Source organism: Bacteroidota bacterium (genome assembly GCA_039111535.1).
Taxonomy (GTDB): domain Bacteria; phylum Bacteroidota; class Rhodothermia; order Rhodothermales; family JAHQVL01; genus JBCCIM01.
This window is the reverse complement of the sequence record JBCCIM010000067.1, coordinates 1-17,253: the sequence shown is the minus strand read 5'-3', so window position 1 is coordinate 17,253 and position 17,253 is coordinate 1. Positions and strand designations below refer to the sequence as shown.

The window sequence follows — 17,253 nt, the reverse complement described above, 5'->3', positions numbered from 1 at the left end:
GTTTAGTTAAAACGCCAGGTCAACGGTTACCCAATGGGTTTCCTCTAGGCGTCCAAAGTCGGCATACGCATAGTCAAAGCGAATGCGCAGGGCACGATCCAGGCGGAGGTTGAGGCCGGCACCCAGCGTTAGTCCTTGTTCTCCATCGGTTTCGAACATGTTTCGCAAGCCGGAGCGTAGCGAGAAGAAATCTCTGAATACGTACTCCATGCCTACGTTCATGTACTCACTGTTGTCATTCGGGTGTGCGGCGTCCGTCATCAACGTGATCGTATGATCCGGCATGTTCATTGCATCCCACGCGAGGCCGATCCGGAAGATCAGGGGCAACGGGTGACCATCTGTGAGAAACTGGGCGTTGACAATTTCTACGTTTCCTTCCTGATCCGGATTAGGGTCTTCGCTGAACAGGATGTCGCGGCCACTTATCTGCATTTTGGGGCCGAAATTGGCCATGTTGGCACCGAGTCGAAGGTTTTCATATGGCGTTGTGAACAGTACGCCTATATCAAATGCGATGGCTGAGGCTGAACTGTGCCAGATTGATTCCTGGATATATTTGACTGTCGTGCCCACAGAGAATTTGTCCGTTAGCGCCTTGCCAAAGGACAACTGAAGGGCGAAGTTCTGGACGTCAAATTCTTCACCCGTTCCTTCAGGAGCCTCTTCTGTACGCACCTGCATGCTGCCCGAGTCGAGGAATATGAGGGAGGCAGCGATGGTGCCCAGGTTGCCGATGTTTGTGCCAAAGCCGGCAAAGTTGTAATTGATACCGGCGAGGTAATCTGTACGTGCCAACTGCACCGCACTGCCATTAAGGTTGGAAAGGCCGGCCGGATTCCAGTACAACGCAGACAGGTCGTTGGCCTGGGCTACAAAGGTCCCACCAAGGGCAATCGCGCGCGCTCCAACTCCCAATTTGAGGAATTGGGCGGCAGTTGTCCCCACCTTGGTGATGGTTTGGTTGTTTGGCTCTGCCTGGGCATTGGCCTCCAGTGGCGCAACCAAAAAAAGAACCATGGCGAGTGCGCTACCCATCAGGTAGGTGAGCCCGGTACTGCGACGATTTGTGTAAAAGCTTTTCATAGAGATCTTGCCCGGGCTTACTTGATGACTGCAAATTTGCCGATAACGGTGCCTTCATCTGATTCCACATGGAAGATGTAGAGGCCGTAAGCAATGTTCATGTTGTCTTTGGTGCGCAAGTCCCAGAATGCCTTGCCATCGCTTAGCGCACTGTCATGGAAAATGGTGTCGACAAGCTCACCAGCAAGCGTGTATATCCGAATGGTGCATCGTTGAGGTACATTGGCAAAATAGAGCCGCCTGTCGCCGCGCTCAGATCGAGATACCGGGTTGGTTGGCTCAAACGAAGAGGAGGCGACATAAGGATTTGGTACTACGTAAATGTCGCGTAATCCTTCTCGCGCAAGCACTGTGTCGGTTGTTGCTCCTGTTGTGTTGATGGAAAAGGCATCGTTGGCGTTAAACGGTTTGGATGTTCGAATGAAAAACACATCCCCGCCATCGGGCATGGCGCCAATATCTTCAAAATCGACCTGCCAGGAAGCTACCTGCTCACCATTCACATTTTCCAGAATGATTACCTGCTCGTCTATATTCCAGATGCCATCCCGATTGAGGTCGGGCACAAATGCAAGCAGCGGCTCATTGGACATCGAAAGGTTGAATATTTCAAAGGGAAGCGGCAGGTTGGTTACAAAACTTGTTGTTACGGGTGCGTCAGAGAATACAATTTCGTAATCATTTGGTTGTCCAATCCTGCCGGGTCCGGAGGTTGCTACCCGGACATTAAACGGAATATCCTGGCCGCCAATGGACCAGCCTGTTTGTAGCGTATCTATACCCAGAACGTCTTCCTGCACAAACAGGTGCATGCCGTCGAAAATCGGATTTGACTCTTCGTTGTTCAACCGTGCGCTGCTGCGTACAGGCTGGTATTTAAAGGTGGCCACCAATTCTGCCTGGTCGTTGCCTACAACCTGAACGGCTCCCGTTTCTGCATTGAGCGTGTAGTCCGTGCCGGCAACGAGCGGCGTACCCGATGCTGTGGCTAGCTGGAAGCTTGCAGGTACAATATTGGTTACGCCGAGCGTGTTGGCTTTGCCAGCAGTAGCAGCAAACGTAACCGTGAGCGGACGTTCATTGGTAACGGAATACACGGTCTCGCCATCTTGCTCGTCAAAAGCAACGGTGTACAGCCCATCGTCGGGAATTGCCAAGGGGTCAATTACCCGAATTTGTAATGGGCCCGTGCCTTTGCCTGCTGCGCGTTGTACCTGGTTGCTACCTTCGTTGAACGACGGCGGTACATAGCCGGCAACCACCGGAGATGGCGTTACCGCCGCTGTGTTGTCGTCGAAGATAAAGTCGTCGGTGACCGGATTAAACGTAATGGTTTTTGTTGTTTCCGATGGCGGTATACCATTCAGGAAAGCGCTGTTGTCTCCACCGTTCCATCCACGGTCGTAGGCGACAACCGTGTAGTAATAAGTCTGACCATTGATCACATTATTGGAATCTACATACGTATGAAAGAGGCCGGTGTCGTCGCCGAGGTCATAAGCTACACCACGTTTGGGATACGGTATTTCAGAGGGGCCGGATATCCCATTTTTTAAGTCAAACCTGGCCTCAACGCCAACCTCGTTGGTATGCGGCCGGAAAAGAAAGCGCGACCCGTTGATATCCGTAATGGTCTGCTGGTCGCTGAACTCGTTGTCTGTGGATCTGTAAATGGCATAGCCCTCGAAGTCTTGCTCTCTAGAAAGTGGATCTACAGAGTTTTCAGCACCGTCGTCCCAGTACAACGTAACCTGTCGGTCTCCTGGGACAGCCGTAAGTTTGGGTTTGTTCGGTGGGCGGGCAAAGCGGTAGCCGACATCAAAAATCTGCTGAACGGTCTCTGCGTTGAGTACAAGGTCATCAAAGCTTTCACCCACAATGAGGGCAATGGAGAACCGCTTGGTTTCGCCGGCGCGGAGTGGGAAAGAACCTGATCCATAGAGAAACACGTAGTCGCCGGGCTGTGAAGGGACATTCTCAAAGTTACCCGGCTGGACTTGTGACCAAACGCGTTCGTCATTTGAGATGCGGTTGCCGGCAAAGCCCGGTGAGGCGAAAGAAGTCAGTCCAATCTGGTCGCTTTCGTCGATGTCGGTAAATTCGAAATTGGGCTCACCGGGTTTGGTGATGTCAAACTGATCGCCGGCGGTTGGGATGCCGTCACCTTCGCCATCATCCCCCGTTCCGGGGATTCCGTCAATCCCAACGTCGTCAAAGCTTGGGTCCCAATCCCCGTCGTTGTCTATCCCGTCAGTCCAGGATTCGTCGACCATGCCATCATCGTCATTGTCAATACCGTCGCCGGGGAAAGAGACGCCATTAATGATTTCGTTGCCAATGCCCGGGCTTTCGAGAAATTTATAACCGAAGTAGCCTGGTGCGCGGCCGGGAATATCGGAGCGCCCGTCAGCATCCCACGCAAAAACCATATTGAGGTCTCGGTCAAATAAGGCGAGGTCGTCCGGCCAATCGCCAGGGCCACCAATGTGTGGATCGCCCCACATCCCAAAAATCACTTTATCCAGGTCCTGCTCGCTTTTGTTTGTGATTTTGTAGATCAAAAACATGGCATCTTCAGCCAGCGGGTTGGCCCATTGGTAGATGCGGGTTTCTACTTCAAGTCCGAGCCCGCGTTTGGAGCTGTCGGAGGGGAAGGGGTAGTATTCAAATTCGTTGTTGTTGTAATCGTTCATGAAGTAGAGCGCTTCCTTGTCTGCGTTGGAAGCTCCCTGCTGCAAGGCGCCGGGCCATACATAGCTCTGCAAGTTGTCGTTAAACCAGGTATCAGGCCATGAATCCGGCTTGCCATCGAGGTCGTTATCGCGCGCATCACTTGTCGGGATGAAGGGGGAGGTCCGTTCAACAACGTCGAGCCCGCCAAAGGAGCCGACGGGTTCTGCGCAGGGAATGGGCTGCCATCCCCAGAACTCAGCACCATCGGGAGAAACTTCGCCACCATTGGAAACCAGTCCGTCTGAAACGACATGAAAGCCATAAAGAGGGTTACCGCTGGCGTCCAGGCGCGGGTTACCGTTTTCATCAACCAGCGGGACGCTTTGTGGATCTTTGCGCTCGGGGTCTTCAATTTCAGCGGCGACAAACGGGCCAAACTCAAATCCGTAGCCGAGGCCATTCCAAACAATATCCGTAATGGTGTTACCTGGTGAAGAGATCGAGCCAAAATTGAGGATCTGTGTTGTGATACGGTTGCCATTGAGAATGGCATCACGCCGGCTGGTAATTTCAGAGACGCAATTCAGGTTAGCTCCCCGGACCATGGGGCGGTTCGATTGGTAATCGATCCATCGTTGGACCTGCTCTTGTCGCCAGTCGTTTTTCCGACCTTCCTTGAGCTCTTTACGCGATTGTGCACTGGCTGGTAAGGCCACGCAAACGGCTAGAAGAAGTACTAATATCGAGGTATAGCGCATCTAGGTTGTATGCTATTTGATTCCGGACACAGCTGTTGCAAAAGGGAGGGTGGTTAGAAGGAGAGGGTAGCTCCAATCCTGATTTCCCTGGGTGGACTGTACCAGTGTGGTCGGGTGTTGTATTCTTCGAGTGTTTTGATGCCAGGCAGGCCATAAAGCGGCTCCCAGGCAGCATGAATGCCGCGCTGACCGTTTAGAGAATATGTGGCAGTGCCTGTATCGTTGAAGACAAACCGCTCGTTCAGGCGGTCGAGTACATTAAATATTTTTGCAAACACGCGCAGGTGTGCGTTGCCCAGCGGAAATTCTTTGTACAAATGGGCATCGATGTCAAACTGCTCTGGTTTGCGCCCCGCGTTGGGCAACTGATCAATTTTCTGGTCAAGCAACAGCGGTGTGTACGGGTATCCTGTTGAGAACTGTGCGATGAAGGACGCGCCCCAATTGCCCGGCCTCGTCAGGCTTACGGTAGACGAGATGATATGGCGTTGATCAAAGTCCAGCGGAATAATTTCAAACTCGTTTTCCCGGCCCGACAGCGAATTGAAGAAGAAGGCGTTGCTGTCGTTGTTGTTGCCTTCCGCAAGCTGGAAGGTGTAGTCCAGGTTTGCCGAGAGCAAGCCACCCCGGTCGCGCCGGCGTGTCAGGGCGAAGGTGATGCCGCGCACGTTGGCATAGTCGCGGTTCAGGAAAATGGTGAACTGATCTTCGCCTGCAATGGTGCTAAAACGAATGCGTTGGCTTGCAAGGTAATCCCGGATGTCTTTGAAGAACCCAGTGATATCAAAAGCGAGGTTGGGACCAATTTGCTGCTGCAGGCCAATCTCGTACTGCACCGTGCGTTCAGGACGCATATTGGTGTTGCCGAATGTCGGAATGGCGCCGGCCGGGAATTCGAAGTCCGGATTCAGATAGAGCCGGCGCAGGGGCGGCATCTGGGCAAAGTGGCCGTAGGAAAAGTGAATGATCCCCGTGGTTGTAATTGGAAACGACACGCCTACCCGGGGCAGGATCAGGTGTGTGACGTCGGCCTCTTGTAGCGGGCCTTTGGGATCCAGCAGGTCTGGGATAAATTCGCCGTTGGGGTCGAAGTATTCGTACCGCACGCCGGCGTTGATAATGAAGTTGTCAAACTCCAGCTTATCCTGTACATACGCGCTCAGTTCGAGCACTTGCTGGTCTTTGTATACGTCATGCGAAGGGGTGGATTCGTCGGGCACTGTTGGGCCGTCGCGGTAGAGTACATTTTCATTGTACAGGACCACAAAGTTGCGACGGTCCAGGCTATGCATTTGCGCCTCGATACCAACTTTGGTTTCGTGTATAACACCAAACTGGCGTGTAAAGTCGAGCTTGCCCCGGAAAGAACGAGACGTCTCGTTGATGTGGCCTTTCTGGTTGCCGCCAAACAGGAAGTTGCTGCCCGGGAAACCAACCACAGTGCCATCACCAATACCGCTCAAGTCACGGACGTAGCGGGGATCATTGGGGTCTTCATATACAAACTGTCTGAACTCATTGCTCGCATACGAGAGTTTGAGCGTGTAGAAGGCGCGGTCGTTCAGGGTATGCGTCCAGTTCAGGCGGTGACTGTAACCCCGATCGCGGAGGGTAGTAATGCCATCCGGGTTGAACCGGTATGCAAACGAGGTAGCGCTGAGGGGCTTGCGTTTGCTGTAATCGAAGAGGTAGCTGTAGTCCACCTTGATGCCTCTGGCCGGCTTCATGGTGATTTTGCCTACAAAGTTGCTGCTTGTGCGTGGGTGTAGCGAAACGCGCTCGTTTGGCAATTCGCGGCCACCATCCGGGTTGTTCGCGTCAGCCGGCAGGTATTCCCACCAGGGATTTCCACTGATTTCGTAGTAGGGGACATCACCGTTGAAGTTGGCTGAGTCTGAGGGCAGGTGCTGCCGTACGCCAAAGGCGTAGCCTTCATCTTCATCGATGCGGCCGGAGACAAAGAAGCTTGCATTTTTGAAAATCGGAAGGGGGCCGCCGAGGGTGCCTTCCAGGGTGTAAATGTCGTACCCAACTCCTGAAGGATTCAGGAAAATGTCATCATTGCCGGTCACGGTGTCTCCACCATAAGCGCTAAACGAGCCCTGGAATTTTGGTGTGCCTTCTTTGGTGACCAGATTAACAATGCCTGACATTGCTTTGCCATACTCGGCGTTAAAGGCACCTGAGATGACGGTCATTTCCTGGATAGCGTCCTGTGCAACGCCGGTTGTAAGGCCGTTGGTGTCAAACGGGTTGCCCACCGAGATCCCATCGACCAGATAGGAGACTTCATTGCTACGGCCGCCACGGATATGGATTTCACCGCTGGGGCCCTGGTTTACACCGGCCTGGGTAACGAGGACGCCAAAGAATCCTTCAACAGGCAAGGCGTCAATTTCTTCAGCGACAACCGTTTTCTTGGATGCTGTCAGGTCTTTCTGAATGAGGGGGCGTTCTGCCTGGACGATGATTTCTTCTCCCTCAAGCACCTGCTCACGCATGTCGAGGTTGTAGCGGGTGGTTTGTCCGGTTGAAACGCGGACTTCTGTGATTTTCTGTGTCTGGTAGCCGACGTAGGAGAAGACGAGGGTATAGCTGCCCGGCCGCACGTTGACGATAACATAATTGCCATCCGCATCGGAGACCGTGCCTTGACCGGTCTCTTCGAGGACGATGTTTACACCGATCAGGGATTCATTGGTGGCCTGATCGAGAATGCGGCCGGCTATTTTTCCCTGCCCATAGGCGAGGGTGGCAGGAAGGAGGATAACTGCGAGCAGGCACGATACAAATAGCAGGCGGCGACTGTTAGCCATAGTAAAATGGTTAAAGGTTGAAAGTTGAAGGTTAAAGGGTTGAACCTTCGAGCCGGTTTGTATGCCTTGTGAAGGAGTTCAGGGCATTACAAGCGCATCGGATACAGCCAACAAAAATTGTTGAAGGTTGAAAGTTAAAGGCAAAGTAACACTACTTTAACCCTTCAACCTTCAACCTTCAACCCAAATAAATCCCCCTCGGATTTATTTGATCAGAACCATGGTTTTTGACTGGCGAAAGTTACCGTACTCAAGGGTGTACAGGTAAGAACCACTGGCAACCTGGTTGCCTGCGTCACTGGTAGCATCCCAAACAACTTCGTGGTACCCTTCCGTGCGGTACTCGTTGTTGACCAGGGTGCGAACCAGCCGGCCTGTCATGTCGAACACGCGTACGCTTACGGCTTTGTCAAGCGGCAGCGTAAAGCTGATCGTAGTGGTTGGGTTGAACGGGTTCGGGTAGTTGTCGTGGAGTCTGTAATCGTCAGGAACGATGATGCGCTCTTCGTCGATGCTTACGGCAATGCCAGATCCTGACATCACGCGCATAAACACTCGGTTTTCATTTTCAACGGAAGAATCGACTGTGTAGCTGCTGTCTGCATTCTGCGTGAGCGTGTAAAGCTGGTCACGAACACCTTGAATGCCGAATACAACTTCATTAACGCCATCGAGGTCGGCGTCGCCTAGATAGGCAAGTTTGGAGGCAAATTCTGGGTTGTCATTACTAAGCGTCACCGAATCAGGGTTGGCAAGAGCCAGGTCGTTGTCTACATAAGAGGTAGAGCCGTCAAGGTTGTTCAACGTGTGGAATCCGTTGTACGTATCTGAAGAAATTGCTACGGCTTCAACAGCTGAGTAACTTGCAGGATCTTCAGGGTCGCCACCGTTAAATTCAACTACATTAACCCAAGCAGCGGCTTCTCCATTACCAAAATTAGAGCCGGCATAGCCAGGGCCCGTACCGATGAGTTCCATAAAGCCATCACCATCGAGGTCTCCAGCAGTGATGCCCAAAGAAGAGAAGCCTGGAATTACACCAACAGAGAAGTTGTCCATCGTCAGTTGCAGTACATCTTCACCGCTTTCGTAGTTCATCACTGTAACGGCACCTGTCTGAAGGTTCGGGAAGAATACTTCGTCGTCGCCGTTTCCGTCGATGTCAACTACTACGCCGCCAAAGAACGATACCTGGTCATCAGGAGACGTAACATTGAGGCTAAGGTTGGCAGCTGCAGCATCAGGGATTACATAGCCACCCTGTCCATCTGTGGAGATGTTGGTGAAGTTGAAGCTGTTCCATGAGTGGAGTACAACTTCGAGGTTGCCGTCACCATCCAGGTCGGCCGGGTGTGCTGCATAAGCACTACCACCGCCACGACCTACCGGATCGAAGTCTTCTGTGGCGCGTGAACTGAGGCGAACTTCTTCCGTCCATACGTCAAAACCGTTGCCGATATCAGAAGCAGAAATGATGTACCAGTTATCGTAGCGATTGTCACTACCATTGTTAGACATCAGCAGTTCTTCTGTGCCGTCTCCATCTACGTCATAGATGTCCAAAACTTCGGTACGCCAGCGATCAGGTAAATCGTCGTTGAATTCGTAAATCGCCGCAGGTGCAGAACCGTAGTCGTTGTCTGCGGTGTTTTCGAAAACAAACAGGCCAGTAGCGAAGGTTGTTGCTTCGTCAAAGTTACGACCGCTAAGGAAAACAATCTCACCAAAACCATCGCCATCCAGGTCGCCGCCGGCGATTGCACGGATGTTGTTGGTTGTGCCAGTTGAGTCCATCCAGGGCGTTGAATAAACAAGCTCCCAGGTGTCGGCGCTAACATTTTCGATTACATGCACGCGGCCACCACCGGTGTAGTCAGCAACGAGGACTTCATACAGGCCATCAGCGTCGAGATCAAATGGGCCAGCAACGTCGCGGGCACCAGACTGGATTCCGGCTGCGTAGCCGTCCATAATATTGTCGGAAACAGGCAAGCCCAGTTCAAATTCGACTTGCTGTGCCTGCACGAGGCCGGCAGATAGCAAGAGAAAGAGCGTCAATGTAGTAGCTTTTTTCATACTGTAATACTAGGGTGTTTGGAATAAAGGATCGTAATGAGTTGGGTCGACCGTAATAATGTTCATCGAAGTGTTGGTGACAGGCAAAAACGGTCTGCCGGATAATACGGAATGCCTGTTTGGTAATCAATTTGTTTTTGATGGACTGCACAGTGATCTAGATGACTGGTTTTATGGGCCATTTGACCCATATTTCAGGCCTGATTAATTATCTAGCGATTTACCATTAAGGGCCAGGCAGAAAGGCCTTCTTCTGTGCGCAAAACCACCTGATAGACCCCACGTGCGAGGTCGCTGGTGTTGATTTGGGTTTTGTAGAGTCCGGGGGCCCGGCGGGTATTTGCTACGGTCCGTGTTTGCCGGCCAATGGCATCGTGCAAACGGATTTCAACAGCGGTGGGTGCAGCCAGGTAATAGGTGAGTGTAGCTGATTGGTTAGCCGGGTTTGGAAAGACGCTCACAATGGTTGTTTTCCGTTGATCCAAACGCGTTGGTGTAACCGACGTTATCGCCGTATTGGATACCGGTTCAGCGTAGTTCGACAGCATCCCAAGGGCGCTACGAGAGGCAATGCTGTAATAGTAACTTTGTCCGGGTGCGGCGCTTGCGTCAATGTACTGACTTACGCCGGCATCAACCAGGGCCAGGATGTCTTCCGCGTACCCTTCACGCGGTGCTGCATCAGGCCGGCGAAGGATTACATAGCTCCGCAATGGATCAGCAGCGCTGCCGCTGGATGCCATCCAGTCCAGCTGAACATATCCATTGGCGGTATTTGTGAGTGCGAGTCCGGGGGGTGTTGTTGGTGCAGAAGCTTCAAACCGGTGTAACATTGCCGCCGGCAACGCAGGCTCGTTGTAGCGGGTTGTAATCAGGTCTGCATATTGCATGTAATGGTCGTACCTGAAAGCCATTTGGCCCGCAGCGCCTGCCTCGCGGGCGGCGTCAATTTGCAAGGGCAGGTCACCTGCCGGAAATCTGCCTTCAGAGGGTTTGTATGCACCGTAGCCAGCAAATATGGGCCGCCCCGATGATTCAGCTACCCATTCATTGACCAGGACCTCAAAGTCTGGCGAAGCAAACGTATTGCTGCCTTCGGGGTCCGTGCCGATGCTGAAATAGATCTGCGGCGCGAGGTAATCGTGCCATCCATTGGCGAGCCAGAGCCGGCTTTCCTGGTAGACCCCGCTATATGCCCAAAGCGCTGGCCATGCGCTGGTCTCGCGGTAGTTGCCCAGCGGCGCAGCGCCAACCTTGACCCACGGCTTAATCGCCATTACAGCTTCATAAGCAGCCTCGACAAACGCATTTACGTTGCCACGGCGCCAGTCTGCAAGGTTGGCAAATCCCTTGTCATCGAACTGGAAGTTGGCATCGTCATTCATAAAGCCGCCTTCTGGATAGCGGATAAAGTCGTAATGCACGCCATCCACATCGTAATTCTCTACGATTTCAGAGACGACGTCAACGAGCCAGTCTTTTGCGCCAGTAGCTGAAGGATCGAGCCATACCTGGCTCCCTTTTTCGGCAATCCATCCCGGCTCTGCGTATCCGATGTGTTGCGGGTTGGTGACACTGGCAAAGTCGGCAAGCGTACTGGTGTCACCGATGCGATAGACATTGATCCAGGCGTGTAATTCCATGCCAAGCCGATGTGCTTCTGCTATGGCAACGGCCAGCGGATTATAGCCCGGGTCTACGCCCGGCCCAGCAAGGAGGGCAGACCAGGGCAACAGGGCGCTAGGGTACATTGCATCGCCGCGCGCAACCACTTGCATGACAAACGTATTGATACCGGTTGCGTGTGCGTCTTGGATCAGCGTCCGAAGGGCATTAGCCTGCTGTGAAGCCGGCGCGCCGGTGGTAGGCCAGTTGCCGTCCTGGAGCACTGTAGCCAACCAGACCGCCCGCGTTTCGAAAAAGGGGGTGTCTTGGGATTGGCCGTTTGCTTCGGATCCGAAAAAATGAAAAATAGCTATCGCACACGCCAGCAGAGCGGGGCAAAATCTGCCGGCAAATAGCCGGGGATTGCGCATGTTTTTATCCGATAATGCTTAATTCGCAGGTATTGGCGTGGTGGTTACCTGCAAGCCTTGCTAATATCAAACACCATGCTGAAAAATCCAAACCGTATTTCAACTTGCACTACATGGAAGCCTGAAAAACCGTACTTTCATCCTGACCCGCAAAGACAAGAAGATATGCCCGATGTTTCATAGCTACAGACGCCCGTATTTGCTCTCAATCTTACTCCTGTTTTTTTGTGCAACACCCGCCCTGGCGCAGCAAGTTGGACCTGCCCGTGGCGTCTTGCTGCTTGGTGGAGGTAACCTGCAAGATCGCGCAATTTTTGAACGATTTGTAGACCTCGCCGGCGGACCAGATGCTAAAATTGTGGTCATCCCGACAGCCGGCGGAGAGGCTGCTTACGACGATTACTGGCGAGGCTTATCGATTTTTAGAAAAGTTGGCGCTCGAAACTTGCATCTCCTGCATACCTACGACCGTAAAGAGGCAGACACGGATGCGTTTGCTGGCGCGCTTGCAGATGCGCGTGCCGTCTGGTTTTCTGGCGGCCGGCAGTGGCGATTGGCTGATTCTTACCTGAATACAAAAGTGCACGATGCGCTATGGCAATTGCTGGATCGCGGGGGAATTATTGGCGGTTCTTCTGCCGGCGCAACCATCCAGGGTTCATACCTGGCGCGCGGCGACACCAAGACCAATACCATCATGATGGGGGATCACGTTGAAGGATTGGCCTTGCTCAAAAATACGGCCGTTGATCAGCACCTGCTACAGCGAAATCGGCAATTTGACCTGATCGAAATAATAGAGGCCCACCCCGACCTGCTGGGTATTGGATTGGATGAAAATACCGCCATCCTGGTGCGTGGTGATGAGTTTGAAGTAATTGGCCAGAGTTATGTTGCCATCTATGATCACAACAGTATGATCGATTCAGGCGGGCAGTTTTACTTCTTGCGCCCGGGTGACTTTTTTGATCTGGCAACACGCGAAGGCTTCCGTCGTGTTCGATCCAGTGTTGGACTGGAGCGTGTGGTTTCGCGTCCCTGGTCAAATCGGTAAAAGAAAATATGGTGTTCAAGCTCCAGCGGTATTCCTCTTTCTTATTCTTCGTCAGCATTTTAGCTGGCCTTTTGGTTCGCAACACGACAGCGCAGTCGACCAATTGGTCAGAAGCCCTTGGCGGTATTGAGTATGCAATTGAGCAGGCAATGGTTGAGGGACAGATTCCTTCAATGACCCTTGCGCTTGTAGTAGGAGAAGAGGTGGTATGGTCAAAGGGATACGGTTACGCCAACATTTGGGCCCGTACGCCGGCCGTACCCAGCACGGTCTACCTTATAGGGTCCACCTTCAAAGCCATGTCAACCGTAGCGTTGCTCCAGCACATGGAAGACGGCAAATTTGGTCTTGACGATCCTGTCAACGGGTATCTTGAGGGCATCCGGATCAAAAATGAAGACGCGGACGCACCCGTGACCTTCAGGCACTTGCTCACCCATACTTCAGGGCTACCCGGCGACTTTGGCCCGTTTCCCGTTTGGGGAGATGATCGGCCACCCTCACTTGAGCAATACCTTGCCACATCGCTGCGTGCTGAATCATCGCCTATGGCCGGCGTTGTGTACTCAAATATGGCATACAGCCTCGTTGGCTATTTGTCGGGGCAGTTTGCCGGGGTACCTTTTCGGAATTACGTCCAGCAAACCATTTTTAGTCCGTTGGAAATGAACAGCACAGCATTTCAGCCCACGCCGGTGATGACCGAGCGGCTAGCGGTGCCGTATGTTGTTGATCGCGCTTCAAAAAGACTTGTACCTACTGAACAACTTAAAGCCTCGGTATGGCCTGCTGGTATAGTATATGGCACTGTGCTCGACCAGGCCAACTGGCTGATTGCAAATTTAAATGGTGGCACGTTCAAGGGCCGGCACTTGTTGGCCGAAGAGCTAATGGACCAAATGCACAGCCTGCAATACGAAGCCTTCAAAGGTACCATCAGTGGTCTTTGGGGTGGGGAAGAAGCCGGGTATGGGTTGACCTGGTGGACGGATATCCGGAAAGGCGAACGCTTTTTCGCCCACAGTGGAAGCGTCCCCGGATACACAGCTTTTCTGCAAGGCAACAAGGATAAAAAAATTGGCATAGCGATCCTCTCTAATGGCAACCGAGCACACCGGCATCTTATAGGGTTGGCAGATCGAATTATGGCCCTGGCAGGTGAAGTAGAAGAAATGGCGCCGGCAGCAGCAGGCAATTAGGCTTGATGTTGTCGCAGTTTTGCCTGTTGTGCGCACCCGACATGCCGGAAGGTTTGCATGTGAAGCTACCCCTGTTTAAATATAGACTCGTAACTATCCTTCCCCCTGTTCCTTTTTGAGGAGCCATGATCCGAAAACGAGTCAAATTTATGACCGGTGCAATTGCGCTGGTCTTTGTTGCTGGATTCTATTTTGGTCAGCAAGAAATGCAGTATCAAAAAATGCTGGGAAATCAGCAGTTATGGGTTGAATCCCGGACGGCAGATTTGCTCAAGGTTGAATCAAGCTGGCTCAATCTTGCCGGCCTGTTTTGGCTTGAAGAAGGCGCCTGGAGCATGGGTGCATCAGTTGACAATGATTTTATACTGAAAGAGGGCAACGCGCCGGCAAACCTGGGCGCATTTATTCGCGACGGAGATGCTGTGTCCTTCCGGATTGCGCCAGACGCTGCTGTATTGGTTGACAGCGTGGCTGTGGAGCCGGCCGAGATTGCTATGCAAGATGATGAGGGTGGGTACGGCGACCCGACAATAATATCCCATGGCCCCCTGCAATGGTGGGTCATTTCCAGAGACGGAAAGCTGGGGGTAAGGGTGCGCAACATGGAAAGTAGTCATCTCGCAAATTTTGAGGGGATTGATCGATTTGATTTTGACGCAGCGTGGAATCTCTCTGCCCAATTCCTGCCTTTCGACGAGCCGCGACTCTTTGAATACCCAACCATTCTCGGGACCATGCGGGAAGAGGCTGCGCCAGGGGTGTTAGTGTTTGAGCACGATGGACAGCAATTCGAGATGATTCCTTTTGAACGAAAAGAAGGATCGGTGCTCTTTCTTGTTTTTGGGGATGTGACCAACACAACGCAAACCTATGAAGGCGGGCGGTTCTTGTATGTAGATATGCCGGATGAGACGGGTAAAACAACCATTGATTTCAACCGTGCCTACAACCCACCATGTGCCTTTTCGCCGTATTCAACCTGTCCGCAGCCGTTAAGGCAGAATAGGTTGTCTGTCATTGTGGATGCAGGGGAGAAGCGGTATAAGAAGCCAGCGTGAGGTTGTTATGGATCCAGCCGAGATCGCCGCTCTTTGGGGAAACGGATAAACCTGGGGTCGAGGAAGTCAATCAGGTCAATGAATGCATGCTGGAGTTGAATGAGCCGGCTGCGTGAGGCCTCCGGGTTGCCTAGCATTGCAGCCACTTGTTGCTGTAACTGTTTGAGAAACGGCTTGTCTTCCTGCTCAAGGAGATGCAGGAAAGCCCCGTACGTGGCACATACATTGCCCATTTCTGATTGCACGGTGACCTCTTCGCCGAGTACCCGTTGGATCCCTTTAAAAATGCGCAATGCGTCATCGTGATCGTCACGTAGCCAGGTATGACCAATCTGGTCCTGGATGGTGTTCAGCCGGTGGGTTTTTTCGATTTCCCCAAGGTCCAGAAACAATCCATCTTGGCGTAATATTTCGCTCCATCCAAAGTACTGGGCAATCAGATAAGTGGTGTTGTTCAATACATAGCTGCGCGTCTCATTTGTACCACTGTTGAAATGACGGGTTACGATGTCGAGTTCAAGGATATTGTAAATTCGACTTTGTAAATCGAATGCCGCGTGGATAAGAGGTTCGCGGTATCTGGAAAGCAAGCGCAGCGATGCCTGGCGCTGTTTTTCTTCTTCCTCTTCGCGTCGCAACTGCGCAGCGAGTCGCGTACTTCTGGTTTGCCCCCAAATAGTGATGCCGGCTGCCACCAGGGCTACTCCGGCTGAAATGATGGCGACGACAAGTTCTGTAGCCATAGGTGCTGTCTGGAAATAAAAATAGAAAATCAGGTGCCCGTAGGGCGCTGGGGGCATTCGAGAAACAAGGTGTCTGTATCAAAAAACACAGGGTCTTTCTCAAGCATTAACAAAATGGCAGCCAGTTCACAATCCGAATCCACGGGGAGCTTTACAATTTGCCCATCTGAAAAAATGGTTTGAACCTCACCCTTGTTGTGTACAGGATTCCATTTCATGCTGTATCCAACAACTTCAAGTTTTGCCATGCCAGTTTATTGTCTGTTAGATAAAAAATAGCTAAGCAAACCCTGTTGCTTCTTTATATCGGTCACGGGTAATGCTTGGGAAGCGTATTGGCGCTTTGCAGGCGTGCGCTGCGCGGCATCAAGCTACAACAATTGGATGAAGGAATCCTGTTTTTTTTAGCCAGAAATGGTTTGTTGCCTTCAGGACATCGACGTATTTTTATCACTGTAATTCACGCCCTGCATGTTAGACGCGAATACTACCAATCGATTGGGGGGCCGAGGGGTAGTTCGAGCTTAGATGCAGGGCGTGTTTTGTTGTGCTGTATTTTTTAGCGCATTTTGATGCGGATGCTAAAGACGCTTTAATCGGGCGTTCTCCAATTGAGTGGTGGGAGGCTCACTTTTTCGGGTATCGCGGTATAGTCTCCTGTAGCCATCCAGTGATGGATAAGTGCTTCAAAGCCTTCAACATCTTCGGTAGCTTCGCGGTAGGCACCATGTGAGCCGCCTTCGACCTGCACAAAACGGTGGTTCGTGAAAAAGGTGCGGACGGTCTCTGCGTTTTCTATTGGGGTAGACGTATCCCAGTCTCCATGTACCAGCAGCGCCGGCACATCACTCTCAAACGGTTGTCGAAAATCTGGGCCCAGGTCTGCATCCCATGCTTTACACACGCTCTCCAGATGCGCGTGCAAGTTGCCCACCAGCGCCATGCCTGTGTCAGTACCTAATTGCTGCTGCCGCGCATTGCTGATACCAGACGCACAATCGACCTGATAGTATGCGGCATCCTGGAGGTAAGGAAAGGACTTCACCCGGACATACCGACGGGCTGCGCCTTCTAAGTTGCCATCTAACATGTTCAAAATATCAAGCGGCCAGATGGGCATGAGATACCGCCAGTTGGTGCCGCGTGAATAGCCGCGTGCCAGTTCTCTGAATGCGTCGCCGTCAAGCGTTACGGGAAGTTGTTCGCCGGTGTCTTCATTTTCATACGTGACCATAACCGGATTTTTGTCCGCCTCGTCGATCAGTGCCTGGTATGCTGCAATTAACCCTTCTTCTGGTATGAGTGGTGCAAGAACCGGAGAAGCTTCGGCAGTTGCAGCTATCCTTTTGAGCGCGCCAGCTACGCCAGCTGGCATGTCGTACGTGTGATCCGGGCCTTCGAGTGCGCTTAACGTAGCCCGCGCAACCAGATCCGGATATTGCCGAATAATGCTGAGCCCCCAGTGGGTCCCAAAGCTTTGACCAATCAGTTGGATGGAGCGGTAGCCAAGACTGCTAGCGATATCATTAACATCTGCAGCCATTTCTTCAACATTCAAACCTTGCAGGTTGACGCCGGCTGCCTCAAGCTTTTGCCGGCAAGCAGCCAGGCTGGCTTGAACGGCTGCTTCTCGTTTTGCCGAATTCAGGTGATCTGCAAGCGGCATCTCGGGCATTGGGTCGCAGCTTGTGTTTCCAGATGTTTGAAAGCCACGTTGGCCAGGGATGATCACATCGGCAATTTTTGTTAAAGGC

Annotated in this window: 11 protein-coding genes; 3 read left to right on the top strand and 8 right to left on the bottom strand. The window is 52.3% G+C overall.

Annotation, left to right across the window (positions count from 1 at the left end; genetic code table 11):
• Nucleotides 1-6 precede the first annotated feature (6 nt).
• The 5 genes from AAF564_12105 to AAF564_12085 all read right to left on the bottom strand — a co-directional run bounded on the left by AAF564_12105 (nucleotide 7) and on the right by AAF564_12085 (nucleotide 11,445).
• On the bottom strand, nucleotides 7-1,086 hold the full coding sequence (locus AAF564_12105) for a PorV/PorQ family protein (protein ID MEM8486285.1): 1,080 nt from the start codon (nucleotides 1,084-1,086) through the stop codon (nucleotides 7-9).
• A 17-nt stretch (nucleotides 1,087-1,103) separates the two neighbouring features.
• On the bottom strand, nucleotides 1,104-4,475 hold the full coding sequence (locus tag AAF564_12100; protein ID MEM8486284.1) for a hypothetical protein: 3,372 nt from the start codon (nucleotides 4,473-4,475) through the stop codon (nucleotides 1,104-1,106).
• A 95-nt stretch (nucleotides 4,476-4,570) separates the two neighbouring features.
• On the bottom strand, nucleotides 4,571-7,333 hold the full coding sequence (locus tag AAF564_12095; protein ID MEM8486283.1) for a TonB-dependent receptor: 2,763 nt from the start codon (nucleotides 7,331-7,333) through the stop codon (nucleotides 4,571-4,573).
• Nucleotides 7,334-7,537: 204 nt separating this feature from the next.
• Nucleotides 7,538-9,409, bottom strand: a complete 1,872-nt coding sequence (locus AAF564_12090; GenBank protein ID MEM8486282.1) for an FG-GAP-like repeat-containing protein — start codon at nucleotides 9,407-9,409, stop codon at nucleotides 7,538-7,540.
• A gap of 212 nt (nucleotides 9,410-9,621) precedes the next feature.
• Nucleotides 9,622-11,445 carry a family 10 glycosylhydrolase gene (locus tag AAF564_12085; GenBank protein ID MEM8486281.1) on the bottom strand — a complete coding sequence of 608 codons (1,824 nt, stop codon included), beginning with the start codon at nucleotides 11,443-11,445 and terminating at the stop codon, nucleotides 9,622-9,624.
• Between the two features lie 199 nt (nucleotides 11,446-11,644).
• Between AAF564_12085 and AAF564_12080 the strand changes: the two genes are divergently transcribed.
• The 3 genes from AAF564_12080 (at nucleotide 11,645) to AAF564_12070 (ending at nucleotide 14,756) form a co-directional block, all read left to right on the top strand.
• Nucleotides 11,645-12,499, top strand: a complete 855-nt coding sequence (locus AAF564_12080; protein ID MEM8486280.1) for a cyanophycinase — start codon at nucleotides 11,645-11,647, stop codon at nucleotides 12,497-12,499.
• 71 nt (nucleotides 12,500-12,570) lie between these two features.
• Nucleotides 12,571-13,698, top strand: a complete 1,128-nt coding sequence (locus AAF564_12075; protein MEM8486279.1) for a serine hydrolase domain-containing protein — start codon at nucleotides 12,571-12,573, stop codon at nucleotides 13,696-13,698.
• Between the two features lie 125 nt (nucleotides 13,699-13,823).
• Nucleotides 13,824-14,756 (top strand): DUF1684 domain-containing protein, encoded by a 933-nt coding sequence (locus tag AAF564_12070; GenBank protein ID MEM8486278.1) that lies wholly within the window; start codon nucleotides 13,824-13,826, stop codon nucleotides 14,754-14,756.
• Between the two features lie 5 nt (nucleotides 14,757-14,761).
• Here the strand turns inward: AAF564_12070 and AAF564_12065 are convergent, their stop codons facing one another.
• The 3 genes from AAF564_12065 to AAF564_12055 all read right to left on the bottom strand — a co-directional run.
• Nucleotides 14,762-15,499 carry a hypothetical protein gene (locus AAF564_12065; GenBank protein ID MEM8486277.1) on the bottom strand — a complete coding sequence of 246 codons (738 nt, stop codon included), beginning with the start codon at nucleotides 15,497-15,499 and terminating at the stop codon, nucleotides 14,762-14,764.
• A 29-nt stretch (nucleotides 15,500-15,528) separates the two neighbouring features.
• Nucleotides 15,529-15,747, bottom strand: a complete 219-nt coding sequence (locus AAF564_12060) for a hypothetical protein (protein ID MEM8486276.1) — start codon at nucleotides 15,745-15,747, stop codon at nucleotides 15,529-15,531.
• A gap of 344 nt (nucleotides 15,748-16,091) precedes the next feature.
• The coding region (locus AAF564_12055) for an alpha/beta hydrolase (protein ID MEM8486275.1) at nucleotides 16,092-17,253 on the bottom strand (1,162 nt) is incomplete at its 5' end.